The sequence below is a fragment of the Roseovarius conchicola genome, assembly GCF_041403425.1.
Taxonomy (GTDB): Bacteria; Pseudomonadota; Alphaproteobacteria; order Rhodobacterales; family Rhodobacteraceae; genus Roseovarius; species Roseovarius conchicola.
Genome location: NZ_JBGEHK010000003.1, coordinates 37,061 through 56,339 on the forward strand (window position 1 = coordinate 37,061; position 19,279 = coordinate 56,339).

17 protein-coding genes and 1 tRNA gene are annotated in these 19,279 nt (G+C 59.7%); 11 read left to right on the forward strand and 7 right to left on the reverse strand.

Features of this window, described 5'->3' with window-relative positions; translation table 11 throughout:
• Positions 1-17 precede the first annotated feature (17 nt).
• From xdhC to V6N02_RS09520, 9 genes are all read left to right on the forward strand, one after another.
• On the forward strand, positions 18-965 hold the full coding sequence (gene xdhC, locus V6N02_RS09480) for a xanthine dehydrogenase accessory protein XdhC (RefSeq protein WP_371225338.1): 948 nt from the start codon (positions 18-20) through the stop codon (positions 963-965).
• The gene (locus V6N02_RS09485; protein WP_371225339.1) at positions 962-2,485 is read left to right on the forward strand and encodes an ABC transporter ATP-binding protein; all 1,524 of its coding nucleotides are present in this window, start codon (positions 962-964) and stop codon (positions 2,483-2,485) included. Before xdhC ends, V6N02_RS09485 begins: the two co-directional genes overlap by 4 nt.
• Positions 2,472-3,554: an ABC transporter permease gene (locus V6N02_RS09490; protein WP_371225340.1), complete on the forward strand. Its 1,083-nt coding sequence runs from the start codon at positions 2,472-2,474 to the stop codon at positions 3,552-3,554. Before V6N02_RS09485 ends, V6N02_RS09490 begins: the two co-directional genes overlap by 14 nt.
• Positions 3,551-3,865: a hypothetical protein gene (locus tag V6N02_RS09495; protein WP_371225341.1), complete on the forward strand. Its 315-nt coding sequence runs from the start codon at positions 3,551-3,553 to the stop codon at positions 3,863-3,865. Before V6N02_RS09490 ends, V6N02_RS09495 begins: the two co-directional genes overlap by 4 nt.
• Positions 3,865-4,785, forward strand: a complete 921-nt coding sequence (locus V6N02_RS09500) for an ABC transporter permease (RefSeq protein WP_371225342.1) — start codon at positions 3,865-3,867, stop codon at positions 4,783-4,785. Before V6N02_RS09495 ends, V6N02_RS09500 begins: the two co-directional genes overlap by 1 nt.
• 38 nt (positions 4,786-4,823) lie before the next feature.
• Positions 4,824-5,897 carry a BMP family ABC transporter substrate-binding protein gene (locus V6N02_RS09505; protein ID WP_371225343.1) on the forward strand — a complete coding sequence of 358 codons (1,074 nt, stop codon included), beginning with the start codon at positions 4,824-4,826 and terminating at the stop codon, positions 5,895-5,897.
• A gap of 278 nt (positions 5,898-6,175) precedes the next feature.
• The gene (locus V6N02_RS09510; RefSeq protein WP_371225344.1) at positions 6,176-6,829 is read left to right on the forward strand and encodes a DUF938 domain-containing protein; all 654 of its coding nucleotides are present in this window, start codon (positions 6,176-6,178) and stop codon (positions 6,827-6,829) included.
• On the forward strand, positions 6,829-7,569 hold the full coding sequence (locus V6N02_RS09515; protein ID WP_371225345.1) for a glycoside hydrolase family 25 protein: 741 nt from the start codon (positions 6,829-6,831) through the stop codon (positions 7,567-7,569). Before V6N02_RS09510 ends, V6N02_RS09515 begins: the two co-directional genes overlap by 1 nt.
• 130 nt (positions 7,570-7,699) lie before the next feature.
• On the forward strand, positions 7,700-9,154 hold the full coding sequence (locus V6N02_RS09520; RefSeq protein WP_371225346.1) for a calcium-binding protein: 1,455 nt from the start codon (positions 7,700-7,702) through the stop codon (positions 9,152-9,154).
• A 65-nt stretch (positions 9,155-9,219) separates the two neighbouring features.
• On the opposite strand, the gene V6N02_RS09525 is transcribed toward V6N02_RS09520, so the two are convergent.
• The 3 genes from V6N02_RS09525 to V6N02_RS09535 all read right to left on the reverse strand — a co-directional run bounded on the left by V6N02_RS09525 (position 9,220) and on the right by V6N02_RS09535 (position 14,862).
• A complete protein-coding gene (locus tag V6N02_RS09525; RefSeq protein WP_371225347.1) occupies positions 9,220-11,727 on the reverse strand; it encodes a GcvT family protein in 2,508 nt (835 codons plus the stop codon).
• Positions 11,728-12,054: 327 nt separating this feature from the next.
• Complete coding sequence (ggt, locus tag V6N02_RS09530; protein ID WP_371225348.1) at positions 12,055-13,836, reverse strand: gamma-glutamyltransferase; 1,782 nt, start codon at positions 13,834-13,836, stop codon at positions 12,055-12,057.
• A 39-nt stretch (positions 13,837-13,875) separates the two neighbouring features.
• Positions 13,876-14,862, reverse strand: coding sequence for a 2-hydroxyacid dehydrogenase (locus V6N02_RS09535; RefSeq protein ID WP_371225349.1), 987 nt, complete (start codon positions 14,860-14,862; stop codon positions 13,876-13,878).
• A gap of 111 nt (positions 14,863-14,973) precedes the next feature.
• On the opposite strand from V6N02_RS09535, the gene V6N02_RS09540 reads away from it, so the two are divergent.
• The gene (locus V6N02_RS09540; protein ID WP_371225350.1) at positions 14,974-15,477 is read left to right on the forward strand and encodes an SH3 domain-containing protein; all 504 of its coding nucleotides are present in this window, start codon (positions 14,974-14,976) and stop codon (positions 15,475-15,477) included.
• Between the two features lie 115 nt (positions 15,478-15,592).
• A tRNA-Gln gene (locus V6N02_RS09545) sits at positions 15,593-15,667 on the forward strand.
• A 216-nt stretch (positions 15,668-15,883) separates the two neighbouring features.
• Here the strand turns inward: V6N02_RS09545 and V6N02_RS09550 are convergent.
• The 4 genes from V6N02_RS09550 to V6N02_RS09565 all read right to left on the reverse strand — a co-directional run bounded on the left by V6N02_RS09550 (position 15,884) and on the right by V6N02_RS09565 (position 19,272).
• A complete protein-coding gene (locus V6N02_RS09550; RefSeq protein ID WP_371225351.1) occupies positions 15,884-17,563 on the reverse strand; it encodes a recombinase family protein in 1,680 nt (559 codons plus the stop codon).
• The gene (locus tag V6N02_RS09555; protein WP_371225352.1) at positions 17,560-17,997 is read right to left on the reverse strand and encodes a DUF2924 domain-containing protein; all 438 of its coding nucleotides are present in this window, start codon (positions 17,995-17,997) and stop codon (positions 17,560-17,562) included. The genes V6N02_RS09550 and V6N02_RS09555 overlap by 4 nt, the downstream gene beginning before the upstream one ends.
• The gene (locus tag V6N02_RS09560) at positions 17,997-18,233 is read right to left on the reverse strand and encodes a DUF3489 domain-containing protein (RefSeq protein WP_371225353.1); all 237 of its coding nucleotides are present in this window, start codon (positions 18,231-18,233) and stop codon (positions 17,997-17,999) included. Before V6N02_RS09560 ends, V6N02_RS09555 begins: the two co-directional genes overlap by 1 nt.
• Before the next feature lie 346 nt (positions 18,234-18,579).
• A complete protein-coding gene (locus tag V6N02_RS09565) occupies positions 18,580-19,272 on the reverse strand; it encodes a competence protein CoiA (protein WP_371225354.1) in 693 nt (230 codons plus the stop codon).
• Positions 19,273-19,279 lie beyond the last annotated feature (7 nt).

The window sequence follows — 19,279 nt, forward strand, 5'->3', positions numbered from 1 at the left end:
CAGCGGCGAGAGGTTTTATGATCGACATTCAGGCCCTGTCCGAGGCCGTAGACCAGCATGGCGCGGTGGTGCGCATCGTGATCGGCGCATTGACAGGATCGGCCCCGCGCGGACCCGGTGTGTCGATGCTGGTCTGGGCGGATGGGATCAGCGGCACCATTGGCGGCGGGGCACATGAATTCGATGCGATCAAGATCGCCCGCAACATGCTGGATCGGCAAGAGCCGCTCCAGGTTCAGCAGCAAATGCTCGGCACTGACCACAAACAGTTTTGCGGCGGCGTGATGACCCTTGTGTTTGAACGCTTTGATGCCACGAGATTGAAAGACAGCTTTCCCAACTCCGATCGCCCCGGGGCCTATCTGCGCAAGGTGCAGGCAGGGGCATCCACCCCGCCGACAATCCTGTTGCGCCACTGGGAAACCCAGAAGCTGACGCCGACGATTTTGCGGGATGGATGGCTGATCGAACCGACACGGGCCCCGCGTCGGCGGATCATGATTTATGGAGCGGGCAATGTCGGCCATACGCTGGCGCGTGTTCTGGCCCCCCTGCCCCAGTTCGAGGTCTATCTGGCAGATGTGCGCGAAGACCAGTTTCGCGATCTGCCTCGAACCGTGCATCAAAGCTGGCAACGCCTCCCCACCGACCTGATGGCCGAGGCCCCCGATGATGCCGCCCATTTCATCATGACCCCCGAACATGATTATGATCTTGAACTGTGCCACCGCCTGCTGGGCCGGAAGTTCGGCTATGCGGGATTGATTGGGTCTGGCGTCAAGTGGGCCCGGTTTCGCGACGAGTTGCAGAGCATGGGCCATTCCGAGCGCAGCATTGCCCGCATTCAGTGCCCCATCGGCGATCCAAGCTTGGGCAAAGAGCCGCAAGCCATTGCGATAGGGGTCGCAGCTGCGCTACTGAGGCTCGAGCAAGACCAGCAGGCCAGTGTAAGGGACACGGTGTGAGCGCGAGACTACTGAGGATCACGGGGCTGACCAAGGCCTATCCCGGTGTTGTCGCCAATGACGATGTCTCCTTCGATATCAACGAAGGCGAAGTGCACGCGCTTCTGGGCGAAAACGGGGCCGGTAAATCCACCCTGGTCAAGATGATCTATGGCCTTGTGAAACCCGACAGCGGTGCGATGACCCTGCGCGACAAACCATTCGCACCGCCCGAGCCGCGCGCCGCCCGCGCCGCTGGCGTGGCGATGGTGTTTCAGCATTTTTCGCTGTTTGACGCGCTGAACGTGGCCGAAAACATCGCTTTGGGGATGGAAACGCCACCCCCAATGCGCGATCTGGCCCGCCAGATCCGCGCGGTCAGCGAAACTTACGGCCTGCCGCTTGATCCCTACCGCACGGTGGGTGACCTTTCGGCAGGCGAACGCCAACGCGTTGAAATCATTCGCTGCCTTTTGCAGGATCCGCGGTTGTTGATCATGGACGAACCGACCTCGGTATTGACCCCGCAAGAGGTTGAAATCCTGTTTGAAACCCTGCGCAAGCTGACCGCCGAAGGCGTTGCGATCCTTTACATTTCTCACAAGCTCGAAGAAATCCGCACCCTGTGCGATCACGCCACGATCCTGCGGGGTGGCAAGAATGTAGGCACCTGCGATCCTGCCACAACGACAGCGCGTGAAATGGCCGAGATGATGGTCGGCAACGCGTTCGAGGCCCCGGCCCGCGCGGGCCGTGATCTGGGCGAGGTCGCGCTGGATGTCACCGGTCTGTCCGTCCGCTCGCCCAGCGCCTTTGGGACCTCGCTGAAGAATATTCACTTCACCGTCCGGCAGGGCGAAATCCTGGGCATCGGCGGCGTGGCTGGCAACGGGCAGGATGAATTGCTGGCCGTGCTTTCAGGCGAAATCGGCAATCCCAGCCAGGCGATCAAGCTATCGGATGTTCCGATTGGCAGGCTGGGTCCCAATGCCCGGCGCAAGCTGGGTTTGCTGGCCGCACCCGAAGAACGTCTGGGCCACGCTGCGGCCCCGGATATGACCCTGACCGAAAACGCCCTGCTGACCGGTGCCGCGCGTGAAAGCCTGTTGAAAAATGGCTTTCTGCGCTGGTCTGCTGCCGAAGGGTTCGCGCGCCGCATCATCGAGGCGTTTGATGTGCGCACCCCGGGGCCGGACAACACCGCACGCTCTCTGTCTGGCGGAAACCTCCAGAAATTCGTCATCGGGCGCGAGGTGCTCCAGCGCCCCACCGTGTTGGTGGTCAACCAACCCACTTGGGGCGTCGATGCCGCCGCCGCTGCTGCAATCCGGCAGGCCTTGCTGAACCTTACCGCCGAGGGCACAGCCGTGATCTGCATCAGTCAGGACCTTGATGAGCTGATGGAAATCTCTGACAGGTTCGGCGCGCTGAATGAGGGGCGACTGTCGGACATCAAACCGGCGCAAGGCCTCAGCGTCGAGGAAATCGGCCTGATGATGGGTGGCGCGCATGGTATGGAGGTCGCCCATGTTGACGCTTGAGCGGCGCGCACAGCCTTCAAAACTCTGGACCTATCTCACCCCCCTCGTGGCCGTGATCGCCACGATGATCGCAGGCGGCGCGTTATTCGCCCTGCTCGGCAAAGACCCGATCGAGGCCATCGCCACGATCTTCTGGGAGCCGCTTTTTGGCGAATTCGCCTTTTACTACCGCCCGCAACTGCTGATCAAAGCCGCGCCGCTGATCCTGATCGCCACCGGCCTGTCGCTGGGCTTTCGCGCTGGCATCTGGAACATCGGTGCCGAGGGGCAATACATCATCGGCGCTCTGACCGGTGCGGGTGTCGGCCTTGCCTTCTACCCCCTTGAGGCGTGGTATGTTTTTCCACTGATGATCATGGCCGGCGCCCTTGGCGGCTGGGCCTGGGCGATGATCCCGGGGCTGCTGAAAGTGCGCTTCGGGACCAATGAAATCCTCGTCTCGCTGATGCTGGTTTACGTGGCCGAGCAACTCCTGGCCAAGATGGCCCTGGGGCTACTCAGAAACCCGGATGGCATGGGCTTTCCCGGCTCGCGCAACCTGCGCGAATATCCTTCGGCGCATAACTCCGAAATCATTGCCGGGACAGGTATGCATTACGGTGTGCTCGGCGCCCTGATCGCGGTGATCTTCGCCTATATCCTGCTCAACCGTCATATCCTTGGCTATCACATCCGCCTGACCGGACAGGCCCCCCGCGCCGCGCGCTTTGCAGGCGTAAACCCAACCCGCCTGATCCTGTTCTGTCTTAGCATGTCCGGCGCACTGGCCGGGCTGGCGGGTATGTTCGAGGTCTCCGGCCCCTCAGGGCAGGTGAGCATTGATTTCAATGTCGGATACGGCTTCACCGCGATCATCGTCGCGTTTCTAGGACGCCTGCACCCGGTGGGCATCCTGCTGGCCGGGCTATTGATGGCGCTGACCTATATCGGTGGCGAAATCGCCCAAAGCAATCTCGGCCTGCCCGCCGCCGCCATCCAGATGTTCCAAGGGATGCTGCTGTTCTTCCTACTGGCGGTGGATATGCTGACGAACTTTCGGGTGCGGCTGGCACAGCGGGGGGCGGCATGAAGAAACAGGCAGATTTCGACATTGCGCCAATACTACTTGGACTTTGCGTCGGGTATCTTAGCCCTTTGCTCCTGCTTTTCATTTGGACCATTTCGATACTACCAGCAAAGATCGCCGCTATTATCTTGATTTCAGTGATTGTGTCAGTTTTTGTCCCGATGTTGATCGAAAGGCTCTTTTTCAACGAACCGACACCTGAAAAAGGCGCTCCCTCAGATAGCTGGAACAATCGCGTTTACTTGATCAGTGTGGCCGTGGGGCTTGCAATCTGGATTGTTCAAATGCTTCTGAAGAAATCTGGGGCTGCATAATGGACCTCTCCTCAATCTCCCCCACCCTGCTTCTGGCCTCGCTCATGGTGGCCTCCACGCCCATTCTACTGGCCGCCTTGGGCGAGTTGGTGGTGGAGCGCGCAGGGGTTCTGAACCTCGGCGTTGAGGGGATGATGATCACCGGGGCGATCTGTGGCTTTGCCATGGCGGTCAATACCGGCTCGCCCCTTATCGGCTTTGTTGCAGCCGCAGCGGGAGGGGCGGTTCTGTCGCTGCTCTTCGCACTGCTGACGCAATATGCACTGGCCAATCAGGTGGCCTCAGGACTTGCGCTGACGCTGTTCGGGCTGGGGCTCAGCTCGCTTCTCGGCCAAAGCTATGTGGGGATCAAACCACCGCCGGTCTCCAAGCTGGATATCCCCGTCCTCAGTGATCTGCCGTTCTTTGGCCCCGTCCTGTTTTCCCATGACCTGATGGTCTATATCGGCCTCGCCCTTGTCGCCGCGGTCTGGGCCACGTTGAAATACACCCGCGCCGGGCTGATCCTGCGTGCAGTGGGCGAAAACCACGACGCGGCCCACGCCCTGGGCTACAAGGTGGTGCGCGTTCGGGTTATGGCGATCCTGTTTGGCGGGGCCTGCGCGGGGCTGGGTGGCGCTTACCTCAGCCTCATTCGCGTCCCGCAATGGACCGAAGGGATGACCGCAGGCGCGGGGTGGATCGCGCTGGCGCTGGTGGTTTTTGCCAGCTGGAAAGCGGGCCGTGTGCTGCTGGGTGCCTATCTTTTTGGCGGAGTCACCGTCTTACAGCTTAACTTACAGGCCGCAGGGGTTGATATTCCGGTCGAATATCTGTCCATGTCACCTTACCTGATTACCATTCTGGTGCTGGTCATCATGTCGGCGGATCGCGCACGCGCACCTGCCTCGCTGGGCCGGACCTTTCACGCCTCAAGCTGAGGCACGCTGCTCAAAAGAACCTAACAGGGGGAAAACTGATGAAACTCTCAAAACTGCTGACCGGTGCCGCGCTGGCCCTTGGTCTGGCCACAACTGCCATGGCGCAGGACACCACCAAGGTCGGCTTTATCTATGTCGGTCCCGTCGGCGATGGCGGCTGGACCTATGAACACAACAAGGGCCGCCTGGCGGTCGAGGAACATTTCGGCGATGCCGTGGAAACCGTGTTTCAGGAAAGCGTGCCCGAAGGCGCGGATGCCGAACGCGCGATCACCCAGATGGCGCTGCAAGGGGCCGACCTGATCTTCACCACCTCGTTTGGCTATATGGACGCGACCATCAACGTCGCCTCGAAATTCCCCGATGTGAAGTTCGAGCATGCCACCGGGTACAAGACAGCCGACAACGTTTCTACCTACTCGGCCCGTTTCTATGAAGGCCGCGCCATTCAGGGCCATATCGCCGGGAAAATGACCAAGTCGAACGTCATCGGCTATATCGCCTCCTACCCCATCCCCGAAGTGATCCGGGGCATCAACTCGGCCTTTATCCATGCCAAGAAGGTGAACCCCGATGTCGAGTTCAAGATCATCTGGGCCTACACTTGGTTTGATCCGGCCAAGGAAGCCGACGCCGCCACCGCCCTGATCGAACAGGGGGCGGATGTGATCCTGCAACATACCGACTCCACCGCGCCCCAAGCGGCAGCACAAAAGGCCGGCAATGTTGTGACCTTCGGTCAGGCCTCGGATATGGGCCAATACGCGCCCTTCCCGCGGGTCAGCTCGATCATCGACGACTGGGCACCCTACTATGTTGCCCGCACACAGGCGGTGATTGATGGCACATGGGCAACCGCCCAGACTTGGGACGGTATCGGCCCCGGCATGGTCGGCATCGGCGAGATCACCGATGCGGTGCCCGCCGATGTGAAAGCCGAAGCGCTGGCCATGAAAGAGGCAATTGCCGCGGGCGACTACCACCCCTTCACCGGCCCCCTGAAAAAACAGGACGGCTCGGACTGGCTGGCCGAGGGTGAAGTGGCGGACGATGGCACACTCTTGGGCATGAACTTCTATGTCGAAGGGCTGAGCGGCGAAATCCCGCAGTAAGTGAGGCAACATCACAAATAGGCCCTGCTTCGGCGGGGCCTTTTTTTGACCGCAGAGACGTTGAGCTTGCCCGGACTCAAGGCCGCAGGCCGCCGGGCCATCGCCAGACCGCCCGCAAGAGCTGGCGATTTGGTTGGGCGGGACACATCGGTTTGATCTTTTGCTGATTTGGCAACCATAAAGCGCCCCATAAAGACGGTTGGATCGCCACCCCGCGGTCTGGCCATGTCCCGGCAAAGGCCGTACTTCTGAGCAGGATTGCTTTGCCGGAGAACCACATGTCCTACCGTAAAACCCTGCCTCAGAACGCTTCGGTTTTCACTCCGGACGATCAAGGCCGCCTGTTTGCCCCCGCAGCCGAGCGCAACGCAGAGGCCATCACCGCCCTGCTGCAACACCACGCCCCCGCAACCGGAACCGCGCTGGAAATCGCCAGTGGCACCGGGCAACATGTGGCCGCGTTCGCCGCTGCCCTGCCCGATCTGGTCTGGCAGCCCAGCGAGGTCGACAAGGCCCGGCGGGACAGTATCGGTTCATGGGTCCAGAACGCCGCGAATGTCAGGGCTGTCATCGCGCTGGACGCCACCGATCCTGGCTGGTCGGCAGTCCATCATGGCTATGATCTGATCCTGAACGTGAACCTGTTGCACCTGATCAGCACGCCCGAGGCGCAGACCCTGATCACCGAAGCGGCTCAGGCACTGGCTCCCGGCGGCCGTCTGATCCTTTACGGTCCCTTCCTCCGCGATGGCGAGGCCACATCGGAGGGCGATTCCCGGTTTCACGCAAGCCTGTGCGAGAGCGATCCCGAGATTGGCTACAAGGATGATTTCGATGTGATAGACTGGCTGCACGAGGCTGGACTGGAGTTGATGGATGTGGTCGAGATGCCCGCCAACAACCTGTCCTTCGTGGCGAAAAAGGCGGGATAATGGGCAGGTTACTTGGTGTTTTATGTGTGGTGATCTGTGCGGCCCTGCCTGCACAGGCGCAAAAACTCGGCGACAGCGATCCGGTGGAATGGGTTGGCAAAGGCCCCGACCGGTATGCCGTTCATGGTATTGATGCCGCCCGGTTCCAGAAGACTGTAAACTGGATGCAGGTCAAGCGCGCAGGCATCGAATTTGCCTTTGTCAAAGCCACCGAAGGCGGCGATCTGAAGGATGTGATGTTTGACAGCCACTGGAAAGGCGCGCGCAAGGCCGGTATCCCAACCGGGGCCTATCATTTCTACTATTTCTGCACCAAACCCGAGGTTCAGGCCCGTTGGTTCATCCGCAACGTGCCACGCCGGGGCAAATCCCTGCCCCCCGTGCTCGACATGGAATGGAACCCGTTTTCGCCCACTTGCACGGTGCGTCCTCCGGGGGCCGAGGTGCGCCGTCAGGCCAAGGTTTTCATGGACATTCTGGAACGCCATTACGGCCAGCGCCCGATCATCTACACCACGGTCGAATTTTACCGCGACACCGGCATCGGCAAGCTGAACGAGGAATTCTGGCTGCGCTCCACCGCCAGGACGCTGGACAAGACCTATCCGGGTCAACGCTGGAGTTTCTGGCAATACACCGGCACCGGTATTGTGCCGGGGTTTGACGGGAATGTGGATATCAACGTCTTCGCCGGATCGCGCAACCAATGGCGCAAATGGTTGAAACGGCGGATGCGCTAGGTGACGGGCGGGTGCTCGAGGCCGGGACGACAACCGCGACAGGATAGCGCAAGCGTTCACTGGTGACGGCGGTTGAACAAGCACCGAGAACCCCATAGATGCCGTTGGCAACGCAAAGATGGGTGGTCCGATGGTCACAGTAACAGGGTTTTCCCTCCCCAACGTTTCTTCAGGTGTCGACCTTCTCGACCTCAGCGATGAGAACTTCTGGTTCATGGGGCTTCTTAGGCGCGGCGCATCCGGACCGACCTATGTTACCGGAGACACCAGCTCCAACGAGAATCTGGGCGGTGCCATTCTTCTTTTCGAGGGGGATTTCACACCGTATGACTTCAACAATCCGGATCCCGACGCACTGCTCGATCCGGTCTATTCAGTCTCGATCATCGATAGCAACGGCAATCGCCTGGTCCAGTTGGATTTCGAACCCGGCTTTACCGAGGACGATTTGCGTAGGTTTGAAGGGCGCAGCGATGCAGAAGCCTTCGCTGCACTGCTTGCTGGCGACGACACCTTTACCCTAACTGACAAGCGTGACGAGGTGTCAGGACACGGCGGAAACGATTTTATCTCCGGTCTCGGCGGCAATGACACCCTGTTTGGCGGCACTGATAATGATACGTTGCTGGGAGGGACTGGTAACGACTCTCTCTTGGGTGAAACGGGCAACGACAGCCTCTTGGGCGGTGCGGGCTTTGACGTTCTCACAGGTGAGCGCGGCGAAGACACGCTGATCGGTGGGGCCAATGCCGATAACCTGATGGGCGGTCTTGACAACGACTGGCTGGATGGTGGCGATGGCGCCGACCGGCTTTCCGGTGGTGATGGGGATGACACTCTGCTTGGTGGCACCGGAGCCGATCGGATTTTCGGCGACGACGGCAATGATCTTATTCGCGCAGGCACCAATTTCGGCACCTCGGTTGACGGTGTCGAGGGCGGCTTGGGCAATGACACGATCTTTGGCGAGGCCGGTTTTGACCTGCTGATCGGCAACGAAGGCGACGATTCCATCGATGGCGGGGCGCAGGCGGATAATCTCTACGGGGAAGCGGGCAATGATACGCTGATCGGTGGCGCTGGGTTTGACCGTCTGTTTGGCGGGGCCGACGACGATCTATTGCAGGATTTCGACGGGTTTGGCGGTTATTTCGGCGGCTCGGGCAACGACACGATCCAGTCCGGCGATGCGTCGAACCGCTTCTTTGGTGAAAGTGGCAATGACGTCATCGAAGCGGGCGGCGGGAATGACAGCATTGGCGCGGGCTCGGGCTTTGACCTGATCGATGCCGGCACGGGCGATGACCTGATCTTCGGGGATTTCAACGCCGATACGTTCGTCTTTGCGGATGGTCACGGGGCCGACACGGTGGGTGATTTCGATGAGTTCAACGACTTTGAAAAGGTCGATCTGAGGGGGATCAGCGCGATTTCCTCGCTGGGCGATCTCGACCTCGCCTCGGCCACCACCGGCGCGGCGACACAGGTGGGCGCGGATGTGCTGATCGACACGGGAGACGGCAATTCGATCCTGCTGCAGGGCGTCAATCTGAGTGATCTTGGCGCAACTGATTTCCTGTTCTGACAGTCAATCAAAGTTCGCGTTCAGACGTTCGGGGCGCGCCGTCATGGCGCGCCCCTTTGTTTGTCTTACTCGTCGACGCGGATCACCTCGTTTTTCGGATCATAGGGGCTGTCACAGGTGACAACCGCATCCCACAGCTTGTCCCGCATCTTGACCTGCAGCTTGGTGCCTTCGACAGCCAGATCAGGCGTGACATAGGCCATGCCGATCGACTTGCCGAAATGCACCGAATACCCGCCCGAGGTCAGGCGGCCCACACGGGTGCCATCCGTCGTGTAAAGCGCCTCGCGCCCCCACGGATCGGCATCGTCCGGCCCGTCGATCAGGACGGTGCAGCATTTCACCCGCACGCCGGTTTCCACCAGCTTGTCCTTGCCGTGGAAATCCTTTTCCAGATCGACAAAGCGTGGCAGGTCGGCTTCAAGCGGCGTGGCATCGCGACCCAACTCATTACCGAAGGCGCGGTAAGACTTCTCCTGCCGCAGCCAGTTCTGCGCGCGCGCCCCGACCAGCTTCATCCCATGTTTTTCACCGGCCTTCTCAAGCAGATCAAAGAGGTAGTTCTGCATTTCCATCGGGTGATGCAGTTCCCAACCCAACTCGCCGGTATAAGCCACGCGGATCGCATTCACAGGGCACATGCCCAGCTCGATCTGGTGGGCACTCAGCCACGGGAAGCGTTTGTTGCTCAGCGCGGTCTGTGGATCAGAATCGTTGATGACCTCTTTGAGAACATCGCGGGATTTCGGCCCCGCGATGGCAAAGACGCCCCATTGCGTGGTGACATCCTGCACCTCGATCCGGCCAAACTCAGCCTCTTTATCTTCCACCGCTTTCTTCAGGAAATCAGCGTCATATTCGGTCCAGGCCCCTGCGGAAACAAGGTAGTACTTGTCCTCGGCCAGCCGCACGATGGTGTATTCCGTGCGCGTCGTGCCAAACGCAGTCAGCGCATAGGTCAGGTTGATGCGGCCCACGCGAGGCAGCTTGTTGCAGGTGAACCAGTCGAGGAAGGCGGTGGCGCCCGGGCCTTGCACGATATGTTTAGTGAAGGCAGTCGCGTCGATCAGGCCGACACCTTCGCGAATAGCCTTGGCCTCGTCCACCGCATGTTGCCACCAACCACCACGGCGGAACGATCGGCTGTCATGGTCAAAATTGTCTGGCGCATCAAGAGGCCCGTAGTAGTTCGGCCGTTCCCAGCCATTGACCCAGCCGAACTGTGCGCCGCGGGCCTTTTGACGGTCATAGGCCGGGGCCGTGCGCAGCGGGCGGGCCGCGGGGCGTTCTTCATCCGGATGGTGAAGAACATAGACGTGGTTATAGCATTCTTCGTTCTTGCGCGCGGCAAACTCGGTCGTCATCCAATTGCTGGAATAGCGTTTGGGGTCGAGCGAGGCCATGTCGATCTCGGCCTCGCCATCCACCATCATCTGGGCAAGGTAATAGCCGGTGCCGCCAGCGGCAGTGATCCCGAACGAAAACCCTTCGGCCAGCCACATGTTGCGCAGCCCCGGCGCGGGCCCCACCAGCGGGTTGCCATCCGGGGTGTAACAGATTGGCCCGTTGAAGTCGTCCTTGAGGCCCGACTCGGCGCAAGACGGCACACGCTCGGTCATCGCCATGTATTGTTCGGCGATCCGGTCCAGGTCGAGCGGAAACAGATCGGCGCGGAAACTGTCCGGCACACCGTGCTCAAAGCGCGCCGGGGCGCCGACCTCGTAGATGCCCAGGATCCAGCCGCCACGCTCTTCGCGGGCATAGGATTGTGAATCCGCATCGCGGACCACCGGATGTTCGGCATTGCCTGCCTCGCGCCATTTGACCAGCTCGGGGTCCTGATCCATGACGATGAAGGTGTGCTCGACCGGGATCGCCGGCATCTTGATGCCCAGCATCTTGGCGGTGCGTTGCGCGTGGTTGCCGGATGCGGTCACCACATGATCGGCGGTGATGACAACCTGTTCGTCGCCCGGCACAAGGTTGCCGCCCTTTTCCACCATCTTGGTGCAGGTCACTTCCCAGTGGGTGCCAGTCCAATGGAAGGCGTCGGCCTGCACCTTGCGCACGATGTCGACGCCGCGTTGGCGCGCGCCCTTGGCCATCGCCATGGTCACATCGGCAGGGTTAATATAGCCGTCTTCCGTGTGATAGATCGCGCCTTTCAGATCATCCGTACGGATCAGCGGCCAGCGTTCCTTGATTTCATCCGCGGTCAGCCATTCATAATTCACCCCGCAGGTCTCGGCGGTCGAGGCATAAAGCATATACTCGTCCATCCGCTCCTGCGTCTGGGCCATGCGCAGGTTGCCCACCACGGCAAAGCCGGCATTCAGGCCGGTTTCTTCTTCCAGCGTCTTGTAGAAATCGACCGAGTATTTGTGGATATGCGTTGTCGCGTAGGACATGTTGAACAAGGGTAGAAGGCCCGCTGCATGCCAGGTTGAGCCGCTGGTCAGCTCGTCCCGCTCGATCAGCATCACATCGTCCCACCCGGCCTTGGCCAAATGATAAGCAATCGAGGTGCCCACGGCGCCCCCGCCAACAACCAGTGCTTTGACGTTCGTTTTCATGTGATGCGACTCCCCATAGGCGGCATGTAACGGTGCTTTTTTATCAGGTGAGCGAAATCGCGCACAGCCCAGCCGACCATTAGCCGCACAAAACCGTCACACCTGTCGCGAACTGGACGGCGAACTGATGGATTTGGACGGATGGAGGCGATAAGGCGGGCCACCGCCAGACCGTGGGATGGCGACCAAACGGTAGTTGGGAGCGCTTTATGGCTGCCAAATCCGCACTCAGAACAAATGCAGCGCCTTCATCAACCAAATCGCCAGCCCTTGCGGGCGGTCTGGCGATGGCCCGGCGGCCTACGGCCTTGATTCCGGGCTAGGATATCACTCGCCCAGCGCAATTCCTTCACGGCGTGGATCGGCCCCGCCACTCAGACCCTCGCCAATGGCAATCGCATGGATCCCCGAGGTAAGGTCGCGGGCATTCACCTCGAACCCCATCTCGGCCAACTCGGCTCCGATGGCCTCGGCGCCGGTGCCTGCCTCGACGTCATAAGTCCCAAACCGGTTCACCAGATGCGGCAGGGCCACCGCTGCCTGTACATCCATGCCCCAATCGAGATGGGCAATGATCGTCTTGGCGACATATCCGATGATCCGGCTGCCGCCCGGGCTGCCCACCACCAACACGGGCTTGCCGTCTTTCATCACAATCGTCGGCGCCATGGAGGAGCGTGGCCGCTTGCCCGGCTCCACCCGGTTGGCAATCGGTACGCCATTGCGGTGGCTGCGAAAGGAGAAATCCGTCAACTCGTTGTTCAGCAAAAAACCCCGCACCATCAGGCGCGATCCAAAGGCGTTTTCAATCGTCGTGGTCATGCTGAGGGCGTTGCCATAGCTGTCGATAATCGAGATATGCGAGGTCGAGGGCAATTCCAGCGACACATCATCCGACCAGTTGAGCGTGTGGTCAAACTCCGGGTTGCCGGGCCGCACCTCGGGCAAAGCATCGTCGCCCTGCAACAGCTCGGCGCGGTCCCCCAGATAACTCGGATCAATCAGGCCTTCGACCGGCACCGGGACGAAATCACTGTCCGCCATATAGCGCGCACGATCCGCAAAGCCCAATCGGCTGGCATCCCCGATCAACCGCCACGCCTCGGCGCTCTGGGCGCCCAGACCCGCCATATCAAAGGGTTGTAACAGCCCCAAAATCTGCCCCACCGTCAATGCCCCCGAGGACGGCGGACCCATCCCGCAAACATCGTGTGCACGGTATTTTACGCAAACCGGCGGGCGCTCTTTCACCGTGTAGATCGCCAGATCAACGGCGCTCAGCACACCGGGATTGTCACTGCCCAACCGCACGGTCTGCACAATGTTCTCGGCAATGGGGTCGCTATAGAACACTCCCGCCCCCTGATCGGCCATCGCGCGCAGGGTGGCGGCATAATCCGGGTTCTTCAACAGATCCCCGGCGGCGATCGGAACGCCACCGGGTACAAAATACTCTCGCGCCGGGGCATGACGGCTCAGCCGTTCGGCATCGCCAGCCACCAGCTTGGCCAGACGCGGGCTGACAGTGAACCCCTCCTCGGCCAAGGTGATCCCATCGGTAAAGAGACTGGACCAGTCCGCCCGGCCCCAACGCTTGTGCGCGTCCTGCAACAGCGCAGGCGTGCCGGGGGTGCCGACAGACCGACCGCCCACAACCGCATCGAAGAAACCCATCGGTTCGCCATCCTCAGACTGAAACAGACGGGGCGTGGCCTCCAAGGGTGCGGTTTCGCGGCCATCAAGCGTCGTCAACCCGCCGGTTTCACCGTCATACCAGACCAGAAACGCCCCGCCCCCAAGCCCCGAGCTTTGCGGTTCAACCAGGCCCAGAACCACCTGTACGGCAACCATGGCATCTGCCGCCGTCCCTCCGTCGCGCAACACGCGCGCCCCGGCCTCGACCGCCAGCGGATTGGCCGCCGCGACCATCCAGTCTTGCGCCATCACAGGCTTGCCAGACTCCTTGGACTCCTGCGCTGCCATCACGGCGGGAGAACCGTTGATGACTCCGGCTCCACCAGCTTCGGGGGCAACCTGATCGGCGGCCTCTTGGGCAAAAGCAGCACCGGCCAGCGCGACAGCAGTGAGACAGGCAATCAACGGTTTCATCGCAAAAAACTCCGGTTTGATTTCGTGTGATCCGAAGGATCACATCATCGCAGGCACGACCTGATCAGGCGGACGGTGACCATCCTCGAAGGTCTTGATGTTCAGCATCACCTTCTCGCCCATCTCGATCCGCCCCTCGACCGTGGCCGAGCCCATATGCGGCAGCAGAACCACGTTTTTCAGCGCACGCAGACGTGGGTTGATCTCGGACCCGTTCTCGTAGACATCCAGCCCCGCACCCGCGATGTCCCCTGCACGTAGCATCCGCGTCAGGGCATTTTCATCGATCACCTCGCCGCGGGACGTGTTCACGATCACCGCGTCGGGTTTCATCAGTTTCAGACGCCGCGCATTCATCAAATGAAAGGTCGAAGGCGTATGCGGGCAATTCACACTGATGATGTCCATCCGCGCCACCATCTGATCCAGGCTTTCCCAATATGTCGCACCCAGATCGGCCTCGGTTTCGACCCGCAGGCGGTTGCGATTGTGGTAATGCACCTCGATCCCGAAGGCCGCTGCCCGGCGTGCCACGGCCTGCCCGATCCGACCCATCCCAAGGATGCCAAGGCGACGTCCCGCAACGCGCCCACCCAGCAATGTGGTCGGCGACCAGCCATCCCAATTCCCGCCCTGCATCACCGCCAGCCCTTCGGGAATGCGCCGCGTCACGCTCAGGATCAGCGCCATGGTCATATCGGCCGTGTCCTCGGCCGACACCCCCGGCGTGTTGGAGACGATAATGCCGTGCTGGCGCGCGGTCTGCACATCAATATGGTCGACCCCCGAGCCATAATTGGCAATCAGCTTCAACTGATCCCCGGCCTGGGACAGTGCCGCCGCATCAATCTGATCGTTCAGCGTGGGCACCAGAATATCTGCCGTTTTCATCGCCGCCATCAACTCGGATCGGGTCATCGGGTCGTCGGTATCGCGCAATGTCACATCGAACAATTCGGCCATCCGCCGCTCAACCGGCTCAGGCAAGCGTCGCGTAACAACAACACTTGGGCGCGCAGATGCCATCGGGACCTCCTTCGTGCTTTCAAACGGGTCGCGTTGCTGTCAGAGTGGCGCAGGAATGCACCGGGCACAAGAACCCCGGGCCCTAGTTTGAGCAGAAATCGGACGAACCAGATGAAACTCCTGCCTCTTTGCGCGCTGGCGCTCAGCGTCATGCTGTCCCTGCAAGGGACGCCCGTGACAGCGCAGGATCGCGGCTCGGTCACCAATCTGCCGCTGCCGCGCTACGTGTCGCTCAAGGCCAGCGAAGGCAATGTGCGGCGCGGTCCCAGCCTGACGCACCGGATCGACTGGGTGTTCAAACGCAAGGATATTCCCCTGATCATCACCGCCGAACACGGCCATTGGCGCCGGGTCGAGGATCGCGATGGCGCGGGGGGATGGATTCATTACTCGCTGCTCTCGGGCGCGCGCACGGCCATTGTCGAGCGCGACATGCTGGATATCGTCTCGAAACCCGAGGACGGCGCGCTGGTCGTTGCGCGGCTCGAACTGGGCGTGATCGTGCGGCTGGATCAATGCGATGCCAGCTGGTGCCGCCTGAATGCATCGGGCTATCGCGGCTGGGCCCCCAAGACCGCGCTCTGGGGCATCGGCGCGCAGGAAATCCTGGAATAACGGCCAACAGCACCGCTTTTCCCGTGCGCGTGAACGTCAAAGCCGGTCGTCTGGTTTTTTTTTGATTTCCACCCTTGCACGAGCGGAAGGTGCAGAGTAATTAGCGCGTCACTGTTGGGGTGTAGCCAAGCGGTAAGGCATCGGTTTTTGGTACCGTGTATCGTAGGTTCGAATCCTACCACCCCAGCCAACACTCACAACAATTTTTTACCAGTACGAGTATTCGGATTTTTCTCCGTGTTTTCCTGGGCTTTTCAAGGTGTCCGGACACCCCAGACCCGGAACATGCCGCTAATTGGTAGGATTCTGCCAAAAGTCTGGGAAGGGCATTTGCGCGGTCGACGGTTGGGTGTGTTTGATGCTGCCGGGATCGCGCGGCGCTGGTCCGTTCAGGGCCCGTGCCCTCTTACAGGGTGCGGAACATTTCTCTCTGCTCATCCCAAAGCGCGGGAATGGCGTGACGCAGCAACCATTCGGTTGTCAGGCCCATTGGTTGAGAACCGGCAAATGCATCCCGCACGACATCCGGTGCCAGGAAGGCCAGATCGACCAGCTTATAAATCCGGTGTTTTGATACGCCTTCAGATGCAGCAATCTCGGCATAGGTTTTCCCGGCTCGGATCAGGTCAAAGTAGTGATGCGCCTTTGCGATGTTTTTGAACAAGGTTTCATCGCGCGGGTTGGCTGTGTCCGCCAGAATAAGTTTTGTTTCGACACCCCGCTTGCGGTGTTGGAACGCAGCGTCGATCTCGAGGTGTTCCTCAGATACTCGTTCGCAATCAACGCCCAACATCTCAGCTAAGCCGTTCTCTGATATGGTGATTCTGATCCTTCCCGGCGCGATCTGAATGTTTTGAGGCAGCTGCAAAATCTGGTTGTGCTTCTCGTTCTGCTCATCAGGTTCGCTGCTGGTGATGCCTGACAATTGTGTAGCAATAGTTGTGATCTCTTCCGTCGTAGCATCGCTTATAATGTTTGCCGTCACGGCTGGGGTGCTCAGATGCTTGCGGAGCAGTTTTGCGACCAATGCTTCCAGCTCGGGCCCGGGCAATCGCCAACCCGACGGATCTATGGCGCCTTTACTTCGGATCAGCCGGTTTGAGACATAGTATCTGAGCCGGTGCCCTTTCGATGACTTGGTGTGGCTCGGGGTCAAACGATCACCGGTTTCATCAAACAGTTTGCCGATCAGAAGCGAGACCTGCTTTCGGCCACCTCTGCCCTTGCCTCTTTCTTTACCGAGGCGGTTGCTGGCCGAACGGCCCATTAGCTGGTCCTGCAACGTATCCCAGATCTCTGGCTCAATGAGCGCAGGATGCTGGCCGGGATACACGTTTGCCTTGTGGCGAATGCGGCCCGCATAGATCGGATTGGTCAGGATGTAGTAGATGTGGCCAAAGCTGAAGGGCGTTCCACCCTTCAACCGGCCAGATGACAATGTGCGGATGGCTGTCTTCAGGCCAAGCCTGTCTGCCTGTTCCTTCACCTCCCGAACCGTCCCATGCTCTTTGTAGAGATCGTAGATCGTTCGGATAATCTGTGCATCCGGCTCTTTGATCTTTAGCGTTCTGCCATCCGGTTCATAGCCCAGCGGCACGTTGCCCCCCATCCAGAAGCCCTTCTTCTTGGACGCCGCGATCTTGTCGCGAATACGTTCGGCCGTAACCTCCCGTTCAAACTGGGCAAAGCTGAGCAACATGTTCAGCGTCAACCGTCCCATGCTTGTGGCTGTGTTGAACGATTGGGTCACAGAGACAAACGATCCGCCTGCCTTATCTAGAACCTCGACGATCTTGGCAAAATCACCCAGCGATCGTGTCAGCCGGTCAATCTTGTAAACAACAATCCTGTCCACTTTACCTGACCGGATGTCTGCCATCAGTCGTTGCAATCCCGGACGTTCCAGCGTCCCGCCCGATAGCCCGCCATCATCATAAGCGTCAGGAACCAGAACCCAGCCTTCAATCTTCTGGCTGGCGATAAAGGCCGCACAGGCTTCGCGCTGTGCATCCAGCGAGTTAAACTCCTGTTCCAGCCCGTCTTCCGAGGATTTGCGGGTATAGATCGCGCAGCGGGTCTTCTTCATGCACCACCGCCCGATTTTCTGTTCAATCCAAAGAAACGCGGGCCGGACCAGCTTGTACCAGTGATGTGAAATGCAATGGCCGACAGCGACTTAAACCGCTCACCATTCATTACGTATCCATCATCGCTCACATCGACCTGGTACCGCCGCCCGTTCCAGTCCCTGACAAGCTGCGTCCCTAGCCGAATTGCAGCCCCTGCGCTCCTCACGGTCTTATCTGCGTTTGCAGAATTGAGGGCCCGCTTCACGTCCGGGGACAGCCCGCCAAACCGGCGGCACTGAACATGCCAGATCAGAGCCTTGCGCATGAAGGTCATCGACAGGAAGTGAGGTGGCGCGTTGTTGAAAGCCTCTGTCCAGGCCACCCGAAGAGCCGAACGGTCCATGTCAGAAAGTTCTGCCCAACGGGTCTTTACCGCGTTCTCAGCGGTCATCAGACAGAATCCACCGCGGGCTTGTCGACAATGCGGTATCGCAAGGGCTTGCCGCTGCCCGGCTTCTCAGCGTCAAGCTTGTATCCCGACTTGCGCAGGCCGGTCAGTGCCGCACGCGTGGAGTGAGGTTGCCAGCTGAATTTTGCGCTGATGGCGGCAACATCCGCCCCTCCTTTCCGGCTCAGCATCTGAATCAGTTGCGCTTTCTTGGTCCGTGGTTTTCTATGTTGAGTCATGAGGTTATCCTGATCAGGTCACACAGGACCGGTCTGGCCCTGCTACCGACCACAGCCCGGAGGTCCGGGCGGAGAAGCTCGCACCCCTGTGGGCGCGTCGCTATCACAGTACCGCTCCGTTTGGCGCACTAGTCCAGTCATTTTGTGGAGAACGGCTCAAACCAGACCTTCACTGTGGCTTTACAATACAGCGGTGCGGCCCGTTATTCCGGACATTCGCTGCACTTGCTAGATCGGATGACCGGCGAACTCACAGTTGCGGGACATACGGGCGGAACTCAGCATTTCGACGAGGGTAATGGCTGAATCGCAAGACTATGCCGCCAATCAATGCGTCGCATCGAACTTAGTAACCTCGGCGACGACGATAACGGCGTTGGGTCGGTTTTCCGAATTGGACGACCGGTAAGGGTTTTCCGTCGATTATCGACTTGGAAAATTCAGCCTTGGGAAAATCGAATAGGTATCGATTGTGACCTTGTGCCGCCGTCAGTAGGCACAGGTTGTCACCACCATAGTCAAAACCAATAATCCTCTCAATCGATCCCCATTCCTTCAGAAGCCGTGTTTCCTTATGATGAACCGTGTAGATGTCGACCCCGTCGAAGCGCTCTGGGTAATTGTACTCTAACATCTGGGCATATTGCGTTAGGTCAGTAGGGCGACGTGTTGCATCTATAATCCAGATTACTTGATCATAAAATGTGGTACGCCTGACCACTTCGTCGAGCTTTATCGCGGAATGCTGGAATTCAATTGTGAGTCCGTAAGGGGTCTTAATGTCCGCGATATGTAGCTCGCCATGCGCATCGCGCGCAGGTATTTCTTGCCAATCGGATGGGAACTGGTTCTTCCAAGATCGATGCCATTCGGTCTCGTTCTCCCACCATTGGTCACAGTGGCGTCGCCCCCTGTGCGCCCAATGCCATATCTTCTTGGTACCACAGCGGGCCAGCATTTCTGCTCCGCAGCCGGGGCAGGTGCCAGCAGCTTTGGGTGTTGCTTCGATACGTTGACTGTTTGAGAGAGCATAGCGCATTTTTGGT